Source organism: Bacillus sp. FSL K6-1000, assembly GCF_038630785.1.
Taxonomy (GTDB): domain Bacteria; phylum Bacillota; class Bacilli; order Bacillales; family Bacillaceae; genus Bacillus; species Bacillus safensis.
This window is the reverse complement of sequence record NZ_CP152042.1, coordinates 51060-67307: the sequence shown is the minus strand read 5'-3', so window position 1 is coordinate 67307 and position 16248 is coordinate 51060. Positions and strand designations below refer to the sequence as shown.

The 16248-nt window shown below is 41.8% G+C and carries 17 protein-coding genes; all 17 read right to left on the bottom strand.

The annotated features are described in order from the left end of the window. Positions 1 to 77: 77 nt before the first annotated feature. Complete coding sequence (gene spoVT / locus MHI46_RS00350) at positions 78 to 614, bottom strand: stage V sporulation protein T (RefSeq protein ID WP_003217990.1); 537 nt, start codon at positions 612 to 614, stop codon at positions 78 to 80. A gap of 139 nt (positions 615 to 753) precedes the next feature. Beyond that, entirely contained in the window at positions 754 to 4287 is a 3534-nt protein-coding gene (mfd, locus tag MHI46_RS00345) for a transcription-repair coupling factor (protein ID WP_342503044.1), read from the bottom strand. A 68-nt stretch (positions 4288 to 4355) separates the two neighbouring features. Beyond that, complete coding sequence (locus MHI46_RS00340; RefSeq protein ID WP_003217967.1) at positions 4356 to 4586, bottom strand: anti-sigma-F factor Fin family protein; 231 nt, start codon at positions 4584 to 4586, stop codon at positions 4356 to 4358. Positions 4587 to 4641: 55 nt separating this feature from the next. Then, positions 4642 to 5208 carry an aminoacyl-tRNA hydrolase gene (pth, locus tag MHI46_RS00335; RefSeq protein ID WP_024425643.1) on the bottom strand — a complete coding sequence of 189 codons (567 nt, stop codon included), beginning with the start codon at positions 5206 to 5208 and terminating at the stop codon, positions 4642 to 4644. Between the two features lie 139 nt (positions 5209 to 5347). Beyond that, positions 5348 to 5974, bottom strand: coding sequence for a 50S ribosomal protein L25/general stress protein Ctc (locus tag MHI46_RS00330; protein WP_342503043.1), 627 nt, complete (start codon positions 5972 to 5974; stop codon positions 5348 to 5350). 138 nt (positions 5975 to 6112) lie between these two features. Next, positions 6113 to 7066 carry a ribose-phosphate diphosphokinase gene (locus MHI46_RS00325; RefSeq protein ID WP_024425641.1) on the bottom strand — a complete coding sequence of 318 codons (954 nt, stop codon included), beginning with the start codon at positions 7064 to 7066 and terminating at the stop codon, positions 6113 to 6115. 22 nt (positions 7067 to 7088) lie between these two features. Further along, positions 7089 to 8459 (bottom strand): bifunctional UDP-N-acetylglucosamine diphosphorylase/glucosamine-1-phosphate N-acetyltransferase GlmU, encoded by a 1371-nt coding sequence (glmU, locus tag MHI46_RS00320; RefSeq protein WP_024425640.1) that lies wholly within the window; start codon positions 8457 to 8459, stop codon positions 7089 to 7091. Between the two features lie 198 nt (positions 8460 to 8657). Next, positions 8658 to 8954, bottom strand: a complete 297-nt coding sequence (spoVG, locus tag MHI46_RS00315) for a septation regulator SpoVG (protein WP_008357439.1) — start codon at positions 8952 to 8954, stop codon at positions 8658 to 8660. 224 nt (positions 8955 to 9178) lie between these two features. Further along, on the bottom strand, positions 9179 to 9556 hold the full coding sequence (ridA, locus tag MHI46_RS00310) for a 2-iminobutanoate/2-iminopropanoate deaminase (protein WP_024425639.1): 378 nt from the start codon (positions 9554 to 9556) through the stop codon (positions 9179 to 9181). A gap of 38 nt (positions 9557 to 9594) precedes the next feature. Next, positions 9595 to 10428 (bottom strand): pur operon repressor, encoded by an 834-nt coding sequence (gene purR, locus MHI46_RS00305; RefSeq protein ID WP_024425638.1) that lies wholly within the window; start codon positions 10426 to 10428, stop codon positions 9595 to 9597. A 55-nt stretch (positions 10429 to 10483) separates the two neighbouring features. Next, complete coding sequence (gene ispE, locus MHI46_RS00300; protein ID WP_019743558.1) at positions 10484 to 11353, bottom strand: 4-(cytidine 5'-diphospho)-2-C-methyl-D-erythritol kinase; 870 nt, start codon at positions 11351 to 11353, stop codon at positions 10484 to 10486. A gap of 146 nt (positions 11354 to 11499) precedes the next feature. Beyond that, positions 11500 to 11685 carry a small, acid-soluble spore protein, alpha/beta type gene (locus MHI46_RS00295; RefSeq protein WP_012008653.1) on the bottom strand — a complete coding sequence of 62 codons (186 nt, stop codon included), beginning with the start codon at positions 11683 to 11685 and terminating at the stop codon, positions 11500 to 11502. Positions 11686 to 11848: 163 nt separating this feature from the next. Next, positions 11849 to 12106, bottom strand: coding sequence for a Veg family protein (locus MHI46_RS00290; protein WP_024425637.1), 258 nt, complete (start codon positions 12104 to 12106; stop codon positions 11849 to 11851). 213 nt (positions 12107 to 12319) lie between these two features. Continuing rightward, complete coding sequence (gene yabG, locus MHI46_RS00285; RefSeq protein WP_338593782.1) at positions 12320 to 13204, bottom strand: sporulation peptidase YabG; 885 nt, start codon at positions 13202 to 13204, stop codon at positions 12320 to 12322. Positions 13205 to 13338: 134 nt separating this feature from the next. Further along, on the bottom strand, positions 13339 to 14217 hold the full coding sequence (gene rsmA, locus MHI46_RS00280; RefSeq protein WP_047203888.1) for a 16S rRNA (adenine(1518)-N(6)/adenine(1519)-N(6))-dimethyltransferase RsmA: 879 nt from the start codon (positions 14215 to 14217) through the stop codon (positions 13339 to 13341). Beyond that, positions 14210 to 14770 (bottom strand): ribonuclease M5, encoded by a 561-nt coding sequence (rnmV, locus tag MHI46_RS00275; protein ID WP_017359323.1) that lies wholly within the window; start codon positions 14768 to 14770, stop codon positions 14210 to 14212. Before rnmV ends, rsmA begins: the two co-directional genes overlap by 8 nt. Positions 14771 to 14931: 161 nt before the next feature. After that, positions 14932 to 16134, bottom strand: coding sequence for a G5 and 3D domain-containing protein (locus MHI46_RS00270; RefSeq protein WP_064498784.1), 1203 nt, complete (start codon positions 16132 to 16134; stop codon positions 14932 to 14934). Positions 16135 to 16248: the final 114 nt, after the last annotated feature.

Here is a 16248-nt window from a genome sequence, read left to right as displayed (position 1 = left end):
CATATAAAAAACCGACAAAATCAATTGATTTCATCGGCATTTTTTCGTTTTATCAAAATGATATAGAGTTATTAGACCTAATGTTCCATTTGACGGGCTAAGAAGCCAGCTGCCGTTTCTGCCGCTTTATGCTCCACTTCTCCCATTGAACGCTCTTTAGAAAATAAGACGACGGCGCCAATCGGATCTCCGTTTGCAACAATAGGTGCAATGGTATAAGCAGATACGTCATCATCAATACCATCGACAAGTTGAATTTCTTTTTTGCTTTCTTCTAACACAGAATTACGCTGATCCATTGTTCGTTCAAGTAAATCACTGATGGATTTGTTTAAGTACTCTTTTTTCGAACTGCCGGATACAGCAATATACGTATCTCGATCACAGATCAGGATGGAATGACCCAAACTGTCGAATAATGCATCAGCATATTCCTTCGCAAAGTCTCCTAGCTCACTAATCGGCGAATACTTCTTCAAAATCACTTCTCCATCGCGGTCGACGAAAATCTCAAGCGGATCTCCTTCCCGGATGCGCAATGTTCTGCGAATCTCCTTTGGAATAACCACTCTACCTAGATCATCGATACGGCGTACAATTCCAGTTGCTTTCATTCACTGCTGCCTCTCTTTCGTTTGATGATGTGTTGGGTGAATGGAACAAAAGCGTCCACTTTATGCAACATTCACCACTTGACCCTGAGTTTAGTATCCGTCACATCAAACGTAATATACACGAGAGACAAACAAAATTTTATGAAGATGGAATGGTTTCTTTTTTCACATCTTGAAGCCCTCGAAGCATATTAAGAACAACCTCAAGCCATTCCTCCGTTTTCTTGCCTTTCGTTTGGACAGAAATAATCAGCTTGCTGCCTTCCATTCCCAACCCAATTTCACGTCCATATTTACTGCCAAGCTCAAATAATTTTTGACCGTCGATTTCACTGCTTGCTTGCTCATCAAGTGTCATTCTGACAATGCCTTTCTCCATCTTGATCAGCTCGACACGTTCCTGGACAGCGTACACCTTCATTGTCGCAATCGTAAACAAGTCTGCCACTTCTTGCGGATATTCACCAAATCGGTCGATCATTTCATCCTGAAGCTCTTTTCGCTCTTCAATCGATCCAATTGCTCTGAACTGTTTATACATCTCAATCTTCTGCTTGCCATCCGAAATATAAGTGTCTGGGATGTACGCATCAATTTGCAGATCAATTTCTGGCTCGAATTTAACTTGAGCCGTTGTATCGCCTCTTCTTTCCTCAATGGCTTCTTTCAGCATTTGAGAATAGAGGTCGAATCCAACCGAATCAATGAAGCCATGCTGCTGCGCCCCAAGTAAGTTCCCTGCTCCTCGAATCGTTAAATCACGCATCGCAATTTTAAACCCGGATCCAAGCTCTGTGAATTCTTTAATGGCTTGAAGTCTTTTCTCCGCAACTTCAGAAAGAACTTTATCTTTTCGATACGTGAAATAAGCATATGCGACACGATTCGAGCGTCCTACTCGTCCTCTTAGCTGGTACAGCTGAGAAAGCCCCATTTTATCTGCATCGTGGACGATGAGCGTGTTCACATTTGGAATATCGACTCCCGTTTCAATGATGGTGGTACTGACCAATACATCTGATTCACCTTCAAGGAAATTGATCATCACTGATTCCAGCTCGTTCTCACTCATTTTCCCGTGCGCATAACTAACTTTTGCGTCTGGGACTAACATGGAGATTTCGTCTGCTTTTCGTTCAATATCCTCAACACGGTTGTAAAGGAAGTACACTTGACCGCCGCGTGCTAATTCTCGCTCAATTGCTTCTCTGACTAAAGCGCCGTTGTACTCAACCACATAGGTTTGAACAGGGAATCGGTTTTCAGGCGGTGTTTCAATAACAGATAAATCCCGCACGCCAAGCATGGACATATGAAGCGTACGCGGAATTGGCGTAGCCGTTAATGTCAGTACATCGATATTGGCTTTCATCTGCTTAATTTTCTCTTTATGCGTCACACCAAAACGCTGTTCCTCATCAATGATCAACAGCCCTAAATCCTTGTAGACGATGTCTTTTGAAAGAAGACGGTGTGTGCCGATAACCATATCAATCGTCCCGTTTTTCAGCCCTTTTAACGTTTCAGTTGTTTCTTTTCTTGTACGGAAACGGCTCAGCTGCGCGATTTTGACAGGGTAGTCTTGGAATCGGTCCATGATTGTATCAAAATGCTGCTGCGCTAAGATAGTTGTCGGAACTAGCAGGGCTACCTGCTTCCCGTCAGCAATCGCTTTGAAGGCCGCACGAATAGCCACCTCTGTTTTTCCGTAGCCCACATCTCCACAAAGCAGACGGTCCATTGGGCGTTCCCGCTCCATATCCTGCTTAATTTCGTGAATCGAACGGATTTGATCATCTGTTTCCTGGTAAGGGAATGCAGATTCAAACTGGCGCTGCATCTCATGGTCAGGCGAAAAGGCATATCCTTTGCTAGCCTCGCGTTCTGCGTACAGCTTAATCAGATCATCTGCGATGTCCTGTACAGATGTTTCAACTTTTTTCTTCACGCGTTTCCAATCGCTGCCGCCAAGTTTGTACAGCTTTGGTTCTTTACCTTCTGATCCTACATATTTCTGCACCTGATCAATTTGTTCAACCGGTACATAAAGCTTGTCGCTTCCTTGATAATGAATATTTAAATAATCTTTATGAATGCCGCCGATTTCAAGCGTTTCAATTCCTAAATATTTACCGATCCCGTGGTTAATGTGCACCACATAATCGCCGACTTGAAGCTCTGAATAGCTCTTGATTCGCTCTGCATTGGTCAGCTTTTGCTTACGTGCCTGCTTTTTCACACGTTTCTTGAAGAGTTCACCTTCTGTGATCACAGCAATTTTTGATAACGGAAGTTCAAAGCCTGTTTGCAGCTCACCTTGTAAAATATACACCTGTCCGCTCACAAGTTCAGCGTCCGGTTTAGCAAGAGCAGCTTCAATGTCATAATCATGCAGAACAGACGATAGCTTTTCTGTCCGCTCTTCATCCGCACCTAAGAAGACAACTGTGTACTGCTGTTTTTTATAGCGTTCAATTTCACTCGCCAGCACATTCATCTGCCCGTGGAAATTCTGCATTTGCTTACTAGATACATTGACGATATTTTGCGGATTTGTCTGCTGGACATGTCTCAGGAACAAGGAGTAGTACAGAATGGACCTTGATTGCTGATTGATCAGTTCTTGGAACGGGAAAGAAAGAGATAAATCATGAAGAATGTTCCCTTCTTCAAGCAGACTAATTGTCCAATCGGCTTCTTCCTGTTCAAGCTGTTCTTCCATCTCCTGAATTCTGCTGATTTCATCTAAAATAATAATCGTATCCTGCGATGTGTAATCTAGCAAACTAGCAGGCTTTTCATAGAAATAGGCTAGGTACTTCGTCATTTCCTGTGTCACGATGCCTTCTAGCAGCTTCTCGCGGTCAGCAGAAATATTTTGATGAAGCAGCTCTTTTTGCTGATCTGAGTTGAATTTCTTTAAGCTCTTTGCCAGCCCTTGATCAAGCTGTTCAATGGCTCTCACTCGTTCAGGACCTCTCACAATCAGCTCTTTTGCAGGACCTATTTTGATTTCTTGAAGGGTTTCTAATGAACGCTGTGTATCTGAATGAAACGTTCGAATCGAGTCTACTTCTGTATCAAACAGTTCAATACGGATTGGATGATCTTCCGTTAACGCATAGATGTCGATGATTCCTCCGCGCACACTAAAATCTCCGGGCGCTGCAACCATTGACGTCCGGTCATAACCAATTTGTACGAGCTGTTTTGAAAACGCCTCCAAATCAATTTCTTCACCGATCTTTAAATGGATCTGACTCTCCTTCCAGAGCTCAACTGGCGGAAGCATCCTGCGCACCGCAGCAGCGGGAGTGACGATAATGGGATTTTCTCCATTCGCAAGCCGGTTCAGGACATCTAAACGCTGTGCTCTCAGCTCAGGGCTTGCCACTGCAATTTCTGAAGCGATAAGTTCATTGACAGGATAAAGAAGAACCGAGCGATCCGGCATCACACTTGCTAAATCATCTGTTACCTTCTGTGCCTGATATAAATTGTGAGTCACAATAAACATTGGCCGCTTCAGTTCGTCTGATATCGCGGCTGTAAATAAAGATCTGACGGAGCCTGATAGTCCGGCAAGCAGCTGTTCTTTTAACCCTTCCTTTAGTCCATTAAAAATGGACTGAAAATCATCACTTTGTTTGATAAATGATTGTATGTTTTTCATTTGGCTCCTCCTCCCTGTTTGTTTAAAACAGAAAAACGCTTTGGTCTAATATCTACACCAAAGCTTTTTTATTGAATAAAAGTATGATACTGATGGTAATCAGGATTTCTTTCGAGCGCCTCTTGGCAATCCTCACAAATGGTTTGTACATGTAAATCACCATTTTCCCTATAAGAAATCATATCGTTTCTTTCCTCATTTGTTAAGTGATGAAATCCAAGTGCTTCACTTTGGACAGCGGATTCATCTAGACTGCCAACCTTTACACCACAGTGGCGGCAGTAATAATGCAAAGCCATACGTGATCCTCCCATGCTGAGATTTTATGATCAGTATGTGCTTTGCTTATCATTCTTATACCTTCTTGTTAAAATCATTCATCACTTCTAAAAATGGCTTTTTTAAAGCCGCTTCACAGGCCTCGACAGACGATTGAATGGCTGATGCGATGTCAGGCTGTTCCTCTTCTGAGAAACGTCCTAGTACGTAATCAACGACCTTCATACCGTTTTGAGGACGTCCAATGCCGATACGGAATCGGTCAAATTCTGGTGAACCTAAATGTTGAATCAATGATTTGATTCCATTATGCCCGCCTGCACTTCCTTTTGTACGTAAGCGAATTCGGCCAGTTGGCAAATCAAGATCATCATAGATCACTTTCAAATGTTCAAGGGGAATATCGTAATAGTCCATCAGCGGACGCACACATTCTCCTGATAAGTTCATATATGTAAGCGGCTTTACAAGTAGAACCTTTTGCCCCGAAACAAACCCAGTTCCAAATTGTCCATGGAATTTTGATTGATTTAAAGGAATGTCCCATTTTTTCGATAGTTCATCTATTGTCATAAACCCGACATTATGTCTTGTTTTTTCATATTCTTTTCCTGGATTACCTAATCCAACGAATGCAATCATGAAACCAATAACCTCCTTTGTCACACAGCACACGCCTAAAAAATGAGCCAATCAGATTGCCTCATGTAAAACGTATGAATTCTTTTCATTCTAGCACAAAAGACGCAACCGCGGGAGGGTTACGTCTCTAAATGACCAGTTATTCTCCATCGTCATCCTTTTCTTTAATAGCCTCAGGCTCTTGCGGCTCCTCTTCGCTATCTGGCTCAGGAACCTCTGATTGCTGAGGCGGCAGAATGGATGCAACGACTTCTTCTGGATCGTTATTGATTTGATAAGATGACTGAACAGGCAGATCAGCAACTGTTAAGACATCATTGACTTCTAAGTTTGTAATATCAGCTTCAATATTCTGCGGGATATCTTTTGGTTTCGCTGTAACAGATAGTTCAAATAGTGGTTGCTGAATCACACCGCCATCTTTTACCCCTTTAGACTCGCCAATCAGCTGCACTGGTACATCCGCGTCAATTTCACGCTGTAAGTCAACGACTTGGAAATCAGCATGGACAAGTTCGTTTTTCAGCGGGTCTGTTTGTAACTCTGTCACCATCACAGATTTTGTTTCACCACCCACGTCTAAGGTAATGATTGTATTCTTCCCTTCATCACGTAAGGTTTTTAATAAATCGATGCTGTCTAATGAAACAGCCAGGCTGTCTGTATTTTTTCCGTATATGACACCAGGAACGTGTCCTGAATGACGGATTTTTTGCAGTGTGGAACGTTTGAAATCAGTTCTTTTATTTGCTTTTAAAGTTGCCATATTCAGCACCATCCTATTTCTTTTTTGTCACTACTCTCATAATTACCCATAACCAAATCATTTTAAACATGTTTGCCTGTGATTGATGAAAGCAAAAAGACCCTAAGCTGATGCCTAGGGCCTTTTTCAATAATAAAATTAGCTGAAAAGGTAGCTCACAGATTCTTCTTCATGTACACGGATGATGGCTTCTGCAAGCAAAGGCCCAACTGAAAGCGGAATGAATTTTCCAACTTTCTTGTCATCAGTTAATTGAATACTGTTTGTCACAACCAATTCTTTGATTTTAGAGTTTGTGATGCGTTCTACTGCTGGTCCAGACAATACTGGGTGCGTACAGCAAGCATAGACTTCAGCCGCTCCATTTTCCACAAGTGCATTTGCTGCAAGTGTAATGGTACCAGCTGTATCAATGATATCATCGATCAGAATAGCCGTTTTGCCTTCAATGTTACCAATAATGTTCATGACTTCAGCAACGTTTGGCTTTGGACGGCGTTTGTCGATAATTGCGATTGGCGCTTTCAGGCGGTCTGCCATTTTACGCGCACGTGTCACACCACCGTGGTCAGGAGACACAACAACGATATCGTTCAAGTTCTTCTGTTCGAAATAGTTTGTTAAGATTGGCACAGCCATTAAGTTATCGATTGGAATATCAAAGAAACCTTGAATTTGCGGCGCATGAAGATCAAGTGCAATAACACGTGTAGCACCTGCTGTTTCAAGCAAGTTTGCAAAAAGCTTCGCAGTGATTGGCTCACGAGGTTTTGCCTTACGGTCTTGACGTGCATATCCGTAATAAGGGATCACAATATTGACAGTTTTCGCAGAAGCGCGTTTGAGCGCATCTACCATAATGAGCAGTTCCATAATATGCTCATTGACTGGCGCACTTGTTGATTGAATGACATAACAATCACAGCCACGGATACTTTCTTCAATATTGATTTGGACTTCACCGTCACTAAAGCGTTTAACAGAGCTCTTTCCTACATCAACTCCGATACGATCGGCAATTTCTTTGGCAAGTTCAGGGTTTGAATTCAAAGAGAATATCTTTAAATTCGCATCAGCATAACGATTAGACATGGTAAACCTCCGGGTATTTGGATTATTTTTTATGAATATTTTTCACATAATCTTCTTTATTGACTTGTCTTGCTCTAGCAATAGACAATGCATCCTGCGGTACATCTTCTGTAACTGTTGAACCGGCTGCAACATATGCCCCTTTTCCGACAGTGACTGGTGCAACGAGATTTGAATTACAGCCAATAAAGGCGCCGTCTTCAATCTTCGTTAAGAATTTGTTTTTCCCATCATAGTTGACTGTAATGGAACCACAGCCAAGATTTACATCAGTTCCGACCTCTGCGTCTCCAATGTAGCTTAAATGAGATGCTTTGCTGCGGTCTCCGAAAACTGTTTTCTTGATTTCGACAAAATTCCCGATTTTCACTTCATCGCCAATTTTCGACAACGGGCGAATATGAGCAAACGGTCCAATTGTCACATCAACTCCAACCTCACTATCGCAGACGACAGATTGCTTAATGACTGTTCGATCTCCGATGATGCTGTCAACAATTTCAGTGTTTGGCCCGATAGTGGCGTCTGCACCGATTTTTACATTCCCTTTGATGACCGTCCCAGGATAAATAACTGTATCTTCACCGATGACAGCATCTGGCGAAATATACGTGTTCTCAGGATCAATCAAGGTCACACCATTCTTCATATGCTGATGATTAATACGTCGCTTCATGAATTGCTCTGCTTGTGATAGAGCGATACGGTCATTAACTCCAAGTGTTTCTTCAAAATGCGGTGTTTGATAAGCTGCAACTGTTTGCCCTTCATTTTTTAAAATTTCAATGACGTCTGGCAAGTAGTATTCACCCTGTGCATTTTCATTCGACACTTGCTCAATCACACGGAAGAGATCTTCATTTGAAAAGCAATAAGTCCCTGTATTAATTTCATTCACTTGACGCTCTGCATCGTTCGCATCTTTATGCTCCACAATTTTTACGACAGCTCCTGTTTCGTCACGAATAATACGGCCATAGCCTGTCGGATCATCCGCATGTGCTGTTAAAATAGTGACTTTCGCTTGATGTTTTTGATGCTCGCTTAACATGGCTTCCATTGTTTCCGCTGTCAATAATGGCGTATCACCACAAATGACAATGGTTGTTCCCTTTTCCTGCGCGAGGAACGACTTTGCTTGTTTGACGGCATGGGCTGTTCCCAGCTGTTCTTCTTGAAGTGCATACTCACTTCTGTCTCCAAGCTGCTCTTTGACGTCCTCTGCTCCATGACCGACAATCGTCACTAGCTTGGCTAAAGAAAGCTTTAACGCTTCATCTGCCACATGCTCGACCATTGGCTTTCCGCAAACTGGATGAAGTACTTTATATAGCTTCGACTTCATTCTCGTTCCTTTTCCCGCTGCTAAAATCACTGCGAACCGCTTATCCATTGATTGGCCTCCAATATCCCTATTATCCATAGAAAAATATATCCTAAATAAAGACTGATTTCAAGGATACATAAGGAAGTACAATAATTTTCTAACAAATGAAAGACTTAAGAAACAAGAGAAAGAACGCAAAAAAGACAGCATTTAAAAGAAAACATTCATTTTCTCTTAAAGCCGTCTTTTTAGGTTTAGGTATGATTAAGAAGCTCCAGCTTCTTCATATTCAATTGTTTCTTCCTCTTCGCCTAAGCGATGATATTCATTTAATACAGCATCTTGGATTTTACCCCGAGTGCTTGAATTAATTGGATGTGCAATATCGCGAAACTCTCCATCAGGCGTGCGTTTGCTAGGCATTGCAACAAACAACCCATTGTTTCCATCAATCACACGAATATCATGAACAACAAATTCGTGGTCCAGCGTGATGGATGCAATCGCCCTCATGCGACCATCGGTATTCACGCGGCGTAATCTTACGTCAGTAACTTCCACAGTAGTTCACCACCTTTTCCCAATATAAAAGCATTACTTAGGTATTCAACGATCGTGGTGATTCTCCTGCTCTTTTTTTAAACTTTTTTTGAAATATCGGGATATTTATACATTATTTGTCATATTCGTGACGGCGCTTACATCCTCAGCATGAAAAAAGACATCATGATGATGTCTTTCACTGCATATGATGAAACCAAACGGCTTTCATCGAGAGTGCCTGTTTATTTTACTAGTGCAACTACTTCTATTTCTACAAGCGCATCTTTTGGAAGTCTTGCCACTTCCACGCATGAACGAGCTGGCTTATGTGTATGGAAATACTCACCGTACACTTCATTCACTTCAGCGAATTGTTCCATATCTTTGATGAAAACAGTAGCTTTCACGACTGTTTCAAAGGAAGCACCTGCTGCTTCAAGAACAGCCTCAAGATTACGGAATACTTGATGTGTTTGTTCTTTAATATCTCCATTAACAAAATCTCCAGCTGGGGTTAATGGAATCTGCCCTGAGCTATAAAACATGTTATTGACAATAATTCCTTGAGAGTAAGGTCCAATGGCTGCTGGTGCATGTTTGGTTTGAACAACTTTTGTCATATCAATCTCTCCCATTCAAATACATGTTTGATCAAAGCTTACGCTTTCGAATGAAAAAACTCGTGGAAGTTGCCTTCATTGATCTCAATGATTTTTTGTTTCATATCAATAGTTGAAAGCTTTAACAACGAGACATATTCATCGACAAGACGTTCATCTACGCCTTCATCTTCTAAAAGAACACCGATCCCTGCAACATTTGCATTAAATTCCTCAAGCAAATTCATCATGCCGTTAATGGTTCCGCCCGCTTTCATAAAATCATCAATGATCAACACATTGGAGCCTTTATCTAAGCTGCGCTTTGCAAGGGACATGGTTTGAATTCGGTTAGAAGAACCTGACGCATAATTAATACTGACAGTTGATCCTTCGGTTACCTTATTATCTTTTCTAACGATCACAACAGGCACATTTAAATAACCCGCAACAGAATAGGCAATTGGAATACCCTTTGTCGCAACGGTCATGACGACATCAATCGCACGGTCCGCAAAGATGGTCGCAAACAGCTTACCGATTTTCGCAAGAATCGATGGATTGCCTAAAACATCGGTTAAATATAAATAACCGCCAGGAAGTACACGTTCAGGAGTTGATAATGCCTCTCCGATATCGTTTACTACGTCATCTGCTTCTTTTAGGTGAATTTTTGGAATATATTTCACTCCGCCAGCAGCGCCAGGTACAGTAAGCAATGTGCCGATTCCCTGCTGTTCGAAGGTCTGTTTGATAATCGTTAAGTCTTCACTAATGGAGGACTTTGCAGATTGATAACGTTCTGCAAAAAAAGTTAAAGGTACTAGTACGTGCGGGTGGGCTAACAAATAATTTGTTAAGTCCACCAATCTGCCGCTTCGACGAAACTTCATGAACTTACCCCCAGAACCCGAATAATTTATGAATAATATAACTTAATATACGGATTTAATCAAGGGCATTTTGTTCGCCGATCATGCGGACAGCGTATACTTGATCACAAAATCCTCTCAGTCCGTTATATATTCTTTGTACCTTCGATTCATATTGAATCAGGCCAAATACAGTTGGGCCGCTTCCACTCATTAATACAGCATCAGCACCGAAACGCTTCATCTGTCTTTTGATCATATCTACTTCCGGATACATCTTTAATGTCACAGACTCCAGAACGTTACCGAGTGAGCCGCACATCTCTTTATAATCTTTCGCTTCAATGGCTTCAATCATACGCTGTACATTTGGGTGTTCTACTTTGCTTGCGTCATATTGTCTATAAACTTCAGCTGTAGATACCCCAATCACCGGCTTCGCTAAAATCACCCAGCAATGCGGCGGTGTCGCGATATGCTTCAGTTTTTCTCCACGTCCTGTCGCTAGTGCTGTGCCTCCGTGTACACAAAAAGACACATCTGAGCCGATCTCCGCTCCAAGCTCAGCTAGTTCATCTAACGTGAGATTTAACTTCCACAAACGGTTTAAACCGCGAAGCGCTGCTGCAGCATCACTGCTGCCTCCAGCTAAACCTGCTGCCACAGGAATTGCTTTTGTGATGACAATCGATACTCCTTTTTGAATACCGAACCTTGTTTTGAGTAATTTAGCCGCCTGATAAGCCAAGTTACGCTGATCATCTGGCACAAATCGATTATGAGATGATACACGGATTTCATCTTTGTCCAGCTCCGTCAGCTCAAGTCGATCTGCAAGGTCTATTGTTGTCATCACCATCTCCACTTCGTGATATCCATCCGGTCTTTTTCCATGAACATCAAGTGAGAGATTAATTTTTGCCGGTGCTTTTTCTAAAATACGCAAACATTTCACCTACTTCTCCATCTAAACATAAGTATCAATATTGTATCACATTTGATGGATCTGATGAATATTGGCTTTTACGCCCAGCACACTGACTTTTTCAACAAAAAAAGCCAGAGACACCCGAGGTATCCCTGACCATTTTTCTATCGTTGATTCTCATCCTGAGCCATGTGCTGCTGAGCTAATTCGATGGCACGTTTAACCATATTACCTGCGTCACGTGCACGAATTTCTCCCCAGCCTCCATTTTTGACGGTATCATAAAATCCAAGATCCTTCGCCAGCTCGTATTTGAACTCATCTGACATAATGCCTCGGCGTCTACCCAAACGAAACAGCCCCTTTAGTCGAGAATTCGAATCAGTGCCACTGCTTTTGTGGCTTTCTTATTTTGTATCGAATCCTTTCTTTTACCCCTTTCAAAAAATGGACAGACTCCCATTCAGAAAAAAAGGCAAAACAAAAAGCAGTAAACAAAAAGTTCACTGCCCATTAATAGGCGACTGAGCTAGCGGCATCATCGAACGTTAATTCGACCGTCTCAGTCAGTATATCTGCATAACTGTAAGAAACTCTTTCAAACGAATTCTCATCTTGATCTAATTGAATCACAAATACAGAAGGGTACGTTTCAGCTAAAATGCCCGAACGCTCAATTGTTTTACGGCGGCCTCCGTTAGCCTTTAACGTCAAACGTTTACCTAAGTTACCATCAAGCGATCTTTTGATGTCGGACAAAGTCTTCGCCATTGCATCCACCTCACTGAGATAATTATACAACAACGGCCCATTTTTGTCAAATAAAAATTAAATTATATCAACCAACACGAGCCATTGTCAACAAAATAATTTTGACAAACTTCTACCTTTTCTCCTCCCTATTTTTCTCAAATTCCGGTGAATTATGTATCCATTTGAAATTTCTTTTTACACATAAAAAAAACCAGACTGAAATCAGTCGGGTTATGTCGATTCATGGTCTTTTTTATATGGCATACCTACCCTTAAAACACCCTTCGTCTCGATGCCTCCGAGACCTTTTTCTCTTGTTAATGTATTACGAAGTACATCCCACACATTGATTCGATCTACAAATGGAGTGAAGCTGATCTTCGCAACGATATAGACGGGGTCGAGCGCATGGATGTTCACACGTGAAGGTGAGCTTGCAAAATTGGCACCTGCTTGGATCAATGATTCGAAATGAGATTGACAGGCACCCGCAAAGATCACAAGCTGATCTAAATGAGGAGTTTTCTTTCTTGCTTTTTGAACCGTCTCAACGAAATGACGAGAATGGCGATAAGCACCGATATCATTTACGCCGCCCTTTTGCTTGGAATACGCGTCATGCCCTGTAATGACCAAAATATCAGGCCGATATTGATCAAGTAACGAGTCAATCACGCTTGGCATTTTCTTCTCATGACAATGCACTCCGTACACAGGCACACCAATTCGTTCATATACATCTAAGCATTTCTTTAAGTATGAAGCATCTCCATCTAAATGAAGGACCTTTCCAGGCATGTGAAAATACTGCTCCTGATGCTGATATTGTCCAGAAGTATAATACTCTTGTTTTTCACGCAGCAGCTGATAATCCTGTCTTAGTAAGTCGAGCGATTCATTAATCTTCCGTTCGTCGTCCTTCTCCCTTGTCAGCTGCTCCTCTTTTTGAATCAAGACGAGATCCGACATCTTAGCATCAGCAATCAGCCTCACTTCATTCCCATGCAATATGGCAGTGGCTTCGTGCTGATCTGTCTCATCAATTCGAATGATTCGAAACATAATATCCATTTGATAGGATGCCCTCGTCACCATATCTCCTATTTGAAATTGCATGCTTTTCACTCCACAATCAGGCTCATATCCTGTTGGTATCGTCTTGCCCTAAACATATTCATCTTTCATATGTGCTGTTCTTTCTAGCCTATGCCTGAACAGTTGAAGTGGTGAAGAACAAAAGAAAAAAGCCCTCACGATAGGGCTTTTTGTAAAACATTCGACAATCTGGCAAATTCCTCAATGGATAATGATTCTCCGCGGCGCTTTCCATCAATATCTGCTGTTTGAAGAGCTTCCTCGATGATCGCTTTATGTTTTTTTCCATCAGGAAAATTATTCATCAAATTATTCATCAATGTTTTCCGGCGCTGGCCAAAGCTCGCTCGGATCAATTGAAAGAAAAACGCATCATTTTCTACTGAGACAGCAGGCGTTTCACGAACAGTCAGCTTAATCACAGCCGAATCAACATTTGGCTGAGGAACAAAAACCGTTTTAGGCACAACCATCACCGTTTTTGCTTCCGTATAAAATTGAACTGCGATAGACAATGAATTGTATTCCTTTGATGAAGGGATAGCTGCCATACGATCTGCTACTTCTTTTTGCAGCATGACCACGATCCCTTTCAATGGAAGGTTTTCTTCAAGCAATTTCATAATAATCGGTGTTGTCACGTAATACGGAAGGTTGGCTACGACCATCACTTCTTTACAGTCAGCAAAATTTTCTTCGATGACCTTTCTCACATCCGCCTTTAATACATCTTGATGAATGATCGTGACATTATCATATGGAGAAAGCGTATCGTTTAAAATAGGCAATAAACGCTGATCGATTTCAAAAGCGGTGACTTTCTTTGCACGTTTAGCGAGCTGCTCTGTCAATGCGCCGATACCAGGCCCAATTTCAATGACGCCGGTCTCATCTGTAACCTCTGCGTGATCGACAATACGATCTAAAATATTTGTATCAATTAAGAAGTTCTGCCCTAAGCTCTTTTTAAAAGAGAAACCGTACTTCTTCAGTATTTCCTTCGTTCTGACGGGTGTCGCAATATCTTTATTCATCGGCTTCCTCCTGCATGACGGTCTTTAAGGCCGCAATAAAATCATGTTTGGTTATTTGGAACATGTGAAGGCGCTTTTGCAGCTGCTTCGCATTGGTATATCCTATATTTAAAAGCACTCCTAGTCGTTCGCGGCGGCGTTTCGATGCTTCGCCTCCGATAAGGCCTGCGTCAAATAAGTCATCTAATGTAATGTCACTTTCCGATTCTTCCATTTCTTCATGGACATGGGCAAGACATTCCCGAATACTGTCCAAGGAAGCATGCTCGACCCCAATTCCTTTATCCCGCTTCGCCTTCGCAAGATGCTTTGGCAAAAAAGCGTGCTTACAGCCAGGAACCGCCTCTGCGATGGTTTTACGGATCTTCTCACCAGGAAAATCAGGATCTGTTAAAATAATGACCCCTCTCGTCTCCTGAGCAAGACGCACTTGTTGTATGACTGTATCGCCAATGGCAGATCCGTTTGTTTCGATTGTATCTGCATCAACCGCCATCTTCACTCTGGCAGTGTCATCACGACCCTCCACCACAATGATTTCTTTGATTTTCATGTATTCCTCCGCTTGCAAAAACAATCTACATTTTTTGGTTAAAAAAACGAAACCTTTCATGCTGTTTTTGCGTCTAATTAATTAGAAAACAGTGCTTCTATTATAACCAAAAAAACAGAGGGTGCGCAAAGCCCTCTGTTCATATAAATGATTTGATGTGTTTATTTGAGCACTCTAATTTTCACTCGTTTATTTCCCCATTGATAAGCTGCCGACTTACTTGGGACGAACACATCAATTTTATTCCCTTTTATAGCAGATCCAGTGTCTGATGCAACGGCATAACCATAGCCTTCCACATACACTTTTGAGCCCAGCGGAATGACACTCGGATCAACTGCTATGACCTTTGCACCCGGATTCGCTTTTAAATCAAAACCTGTAGACGTTCTGCCCGTACATCCAGCACAGCTCGCTGTATAGGCTGTTGACGCCACATAAAATTCTTTTCCTGAAGACTCATTGCTTCGTGAAACCACAGGGGACGCTGTAGGCTCCTTTTTGGTCACTTGTGTACCAATAGCCACTAATCGGTCCTTACTATCTTTTTCGGTCACTTCTTTAATCAATTCTTTAGACACCACTTTGCCGTTTTCTTTCACAATGGCATAGTGCTTCTTCAATTTACCTTCTTCACCTTTTTTAAGTACCTTCTCTTTCCCTTTTTCAAGAGAATGGTCCTTTTTATGTTTGGTATCAAAAGCAATTTTCTCTTCCACTACATCGGTGACTTTTTCCACCCGAGTGATCTTTATATCTGCGCTCTTTTTAGAAAGGTTACTATGTAACGCAGGCTTGATCTTATCGTGCTTCTTGAGCTTCAGCTCTTGTTGCTTTAAAAAGTCAGCGACCGTAGTCGAAGTGGTCCACACTTTTTTATCTTTTCCTCCATCATTTAAGCTGACCTGGAAGGCCTGCTGAACCACAAGCTTCATATCCTTTGTTAACTTGTCATTCTTTCCTGGAGTGACTTGATCGTGCTTCCCGATATCTATCTTCTCATTCTTCAATAATGCTCCAACCGTCTGATCTGTTGTCCATATCGTTTTCTCTTTCCCATCTAGGGTCAGATGAACCGGTATAGCCGCATCATACACAATGTTCATGTTATCTTGAATTTTTGTATTTAGACTTGGAGAGATATGATCCCCCGCCTTGGTCCTTATGCCAAGGTCTGAAAGCAGCTGTGCTACTGTCTCTTCATGTGTACGAATTGTCTTCTCTTTACCATTGATTGAAATGGTAATAGACTGCTTAGTGAGCTCATGCGCACCGTAAGCCGTTCCAGTTCCAGCTAAAAGCAAGCAAACAACTAGTAATAAAACCTTGCCTTTTCCTAGCTTAACAGAAAACAGATTTTTCATTTTTTGTACGATGAAAAACGCCTCCTTCTCCTCGGAGAGATTATATAGAGTATCTCAAAACCTGTCAACCCTTCCACCCACTGTACAAAAATGCTCGATTGTAAACCTATTATG

Excerpts from the sequence above, each read along its gene's own strand:
- spoVT (WP_003217990.1), bottom strand. The coding sequence starts at position 614 with ATGAAAGCAACTGGAATTGTACGCCGTATCGATGATCTAGGTAGAGTG.
- mfd (WP_342503044.1), bottom strand. The coding sequence starts at position 4,287 with ATGAAAAACATACAATCATTTATCAAACAAAGTGATGATTTTCAGTCC.
- MHI46_RS00340 (WP_003217967.1), bottom strand. The coding sequence starts at position 4,586 with ATGGCTTTGCATTATTACTGCCGCCACTGTGGTGTAAAGGTTGGCAGT.
- pth (WP_024425643.1), bottom strand. The coding sequence starts at position 5,208 with ATGATTGCATTCGTTGGATTAGGTAATCCAGGAAAAGAATATGAAAAA.
- MHI46_RS00330 (WP_342503043.1), bottom strand. The coding sequence starts at position 5,974 with ATGGCAACTTTAAAAGCAAATAAAAGAACTGATTTCAAACGTTCCACA.
- MHI46_RS00325 (WP_024425641.1), bottom strand. The coding sequence starts at position 7,066 with ATGTCTAATCGTTATGCTGATGCGAATTTAAAGATATTCTCTTTGAAT.
- glmU (WP_024425640.1), bottom strand. The coding sequence starts at position 8,459 with ATGGATAAGCGGTTCGCAGTGATTTTAGCAGCGGGAAAAGGAACGAGA.
- ridA (WP_024425639.1), bottom strand. The coding sequence starts at position 9,556 with ATGACAAAAGTTGTTCAAACCAAACATGCACCAGCAGCCATTGGACCT.
- purR (WP_024425638.1), bottom strand. The coding sequence starts at position 10,428 with ATGAAGTTTCGTCGAAGCGGCAGATTGGTGGACTTAACAAATTATTTG.
- MHI46_RS00290 (WP_024425637.1), bottom strand. The coding sequence starts at position 12,106 with ATGGCGAAGACTTTGTCCGACATCAAAAGATCGCTTGATGGTAACTTA.
- yabG (WP_338593782.1), bottom strand. The coding sequence starts at position 13,204 with ATGCAATTTCAAATAGGAGATATGGTGACGAGGGCATCCTATCAAATG.
- rsmA (WP_047203888.1), bottom strand. The coding sequence starts at position 14,217 with ATGAATAAAGATATTGCGACACCCGTCAGAACGAAGGAAATACTGAAG.
- rnmV (WP_017359323.1), bottom strand. The coding sequence starts at position 14,770 with ATGAAAATCAAAGAAATCATTGTGGTGGAGGGTCGTGATGACACTGCC.
- MHI46_RS00270 (WP_064498784.1), bottom strand. The coding sequence starts at position 16,134 with ATGAAAAATCTGTTTTCTGTTAAGCTAGGAAAAGGCAAGGTTTTATTA.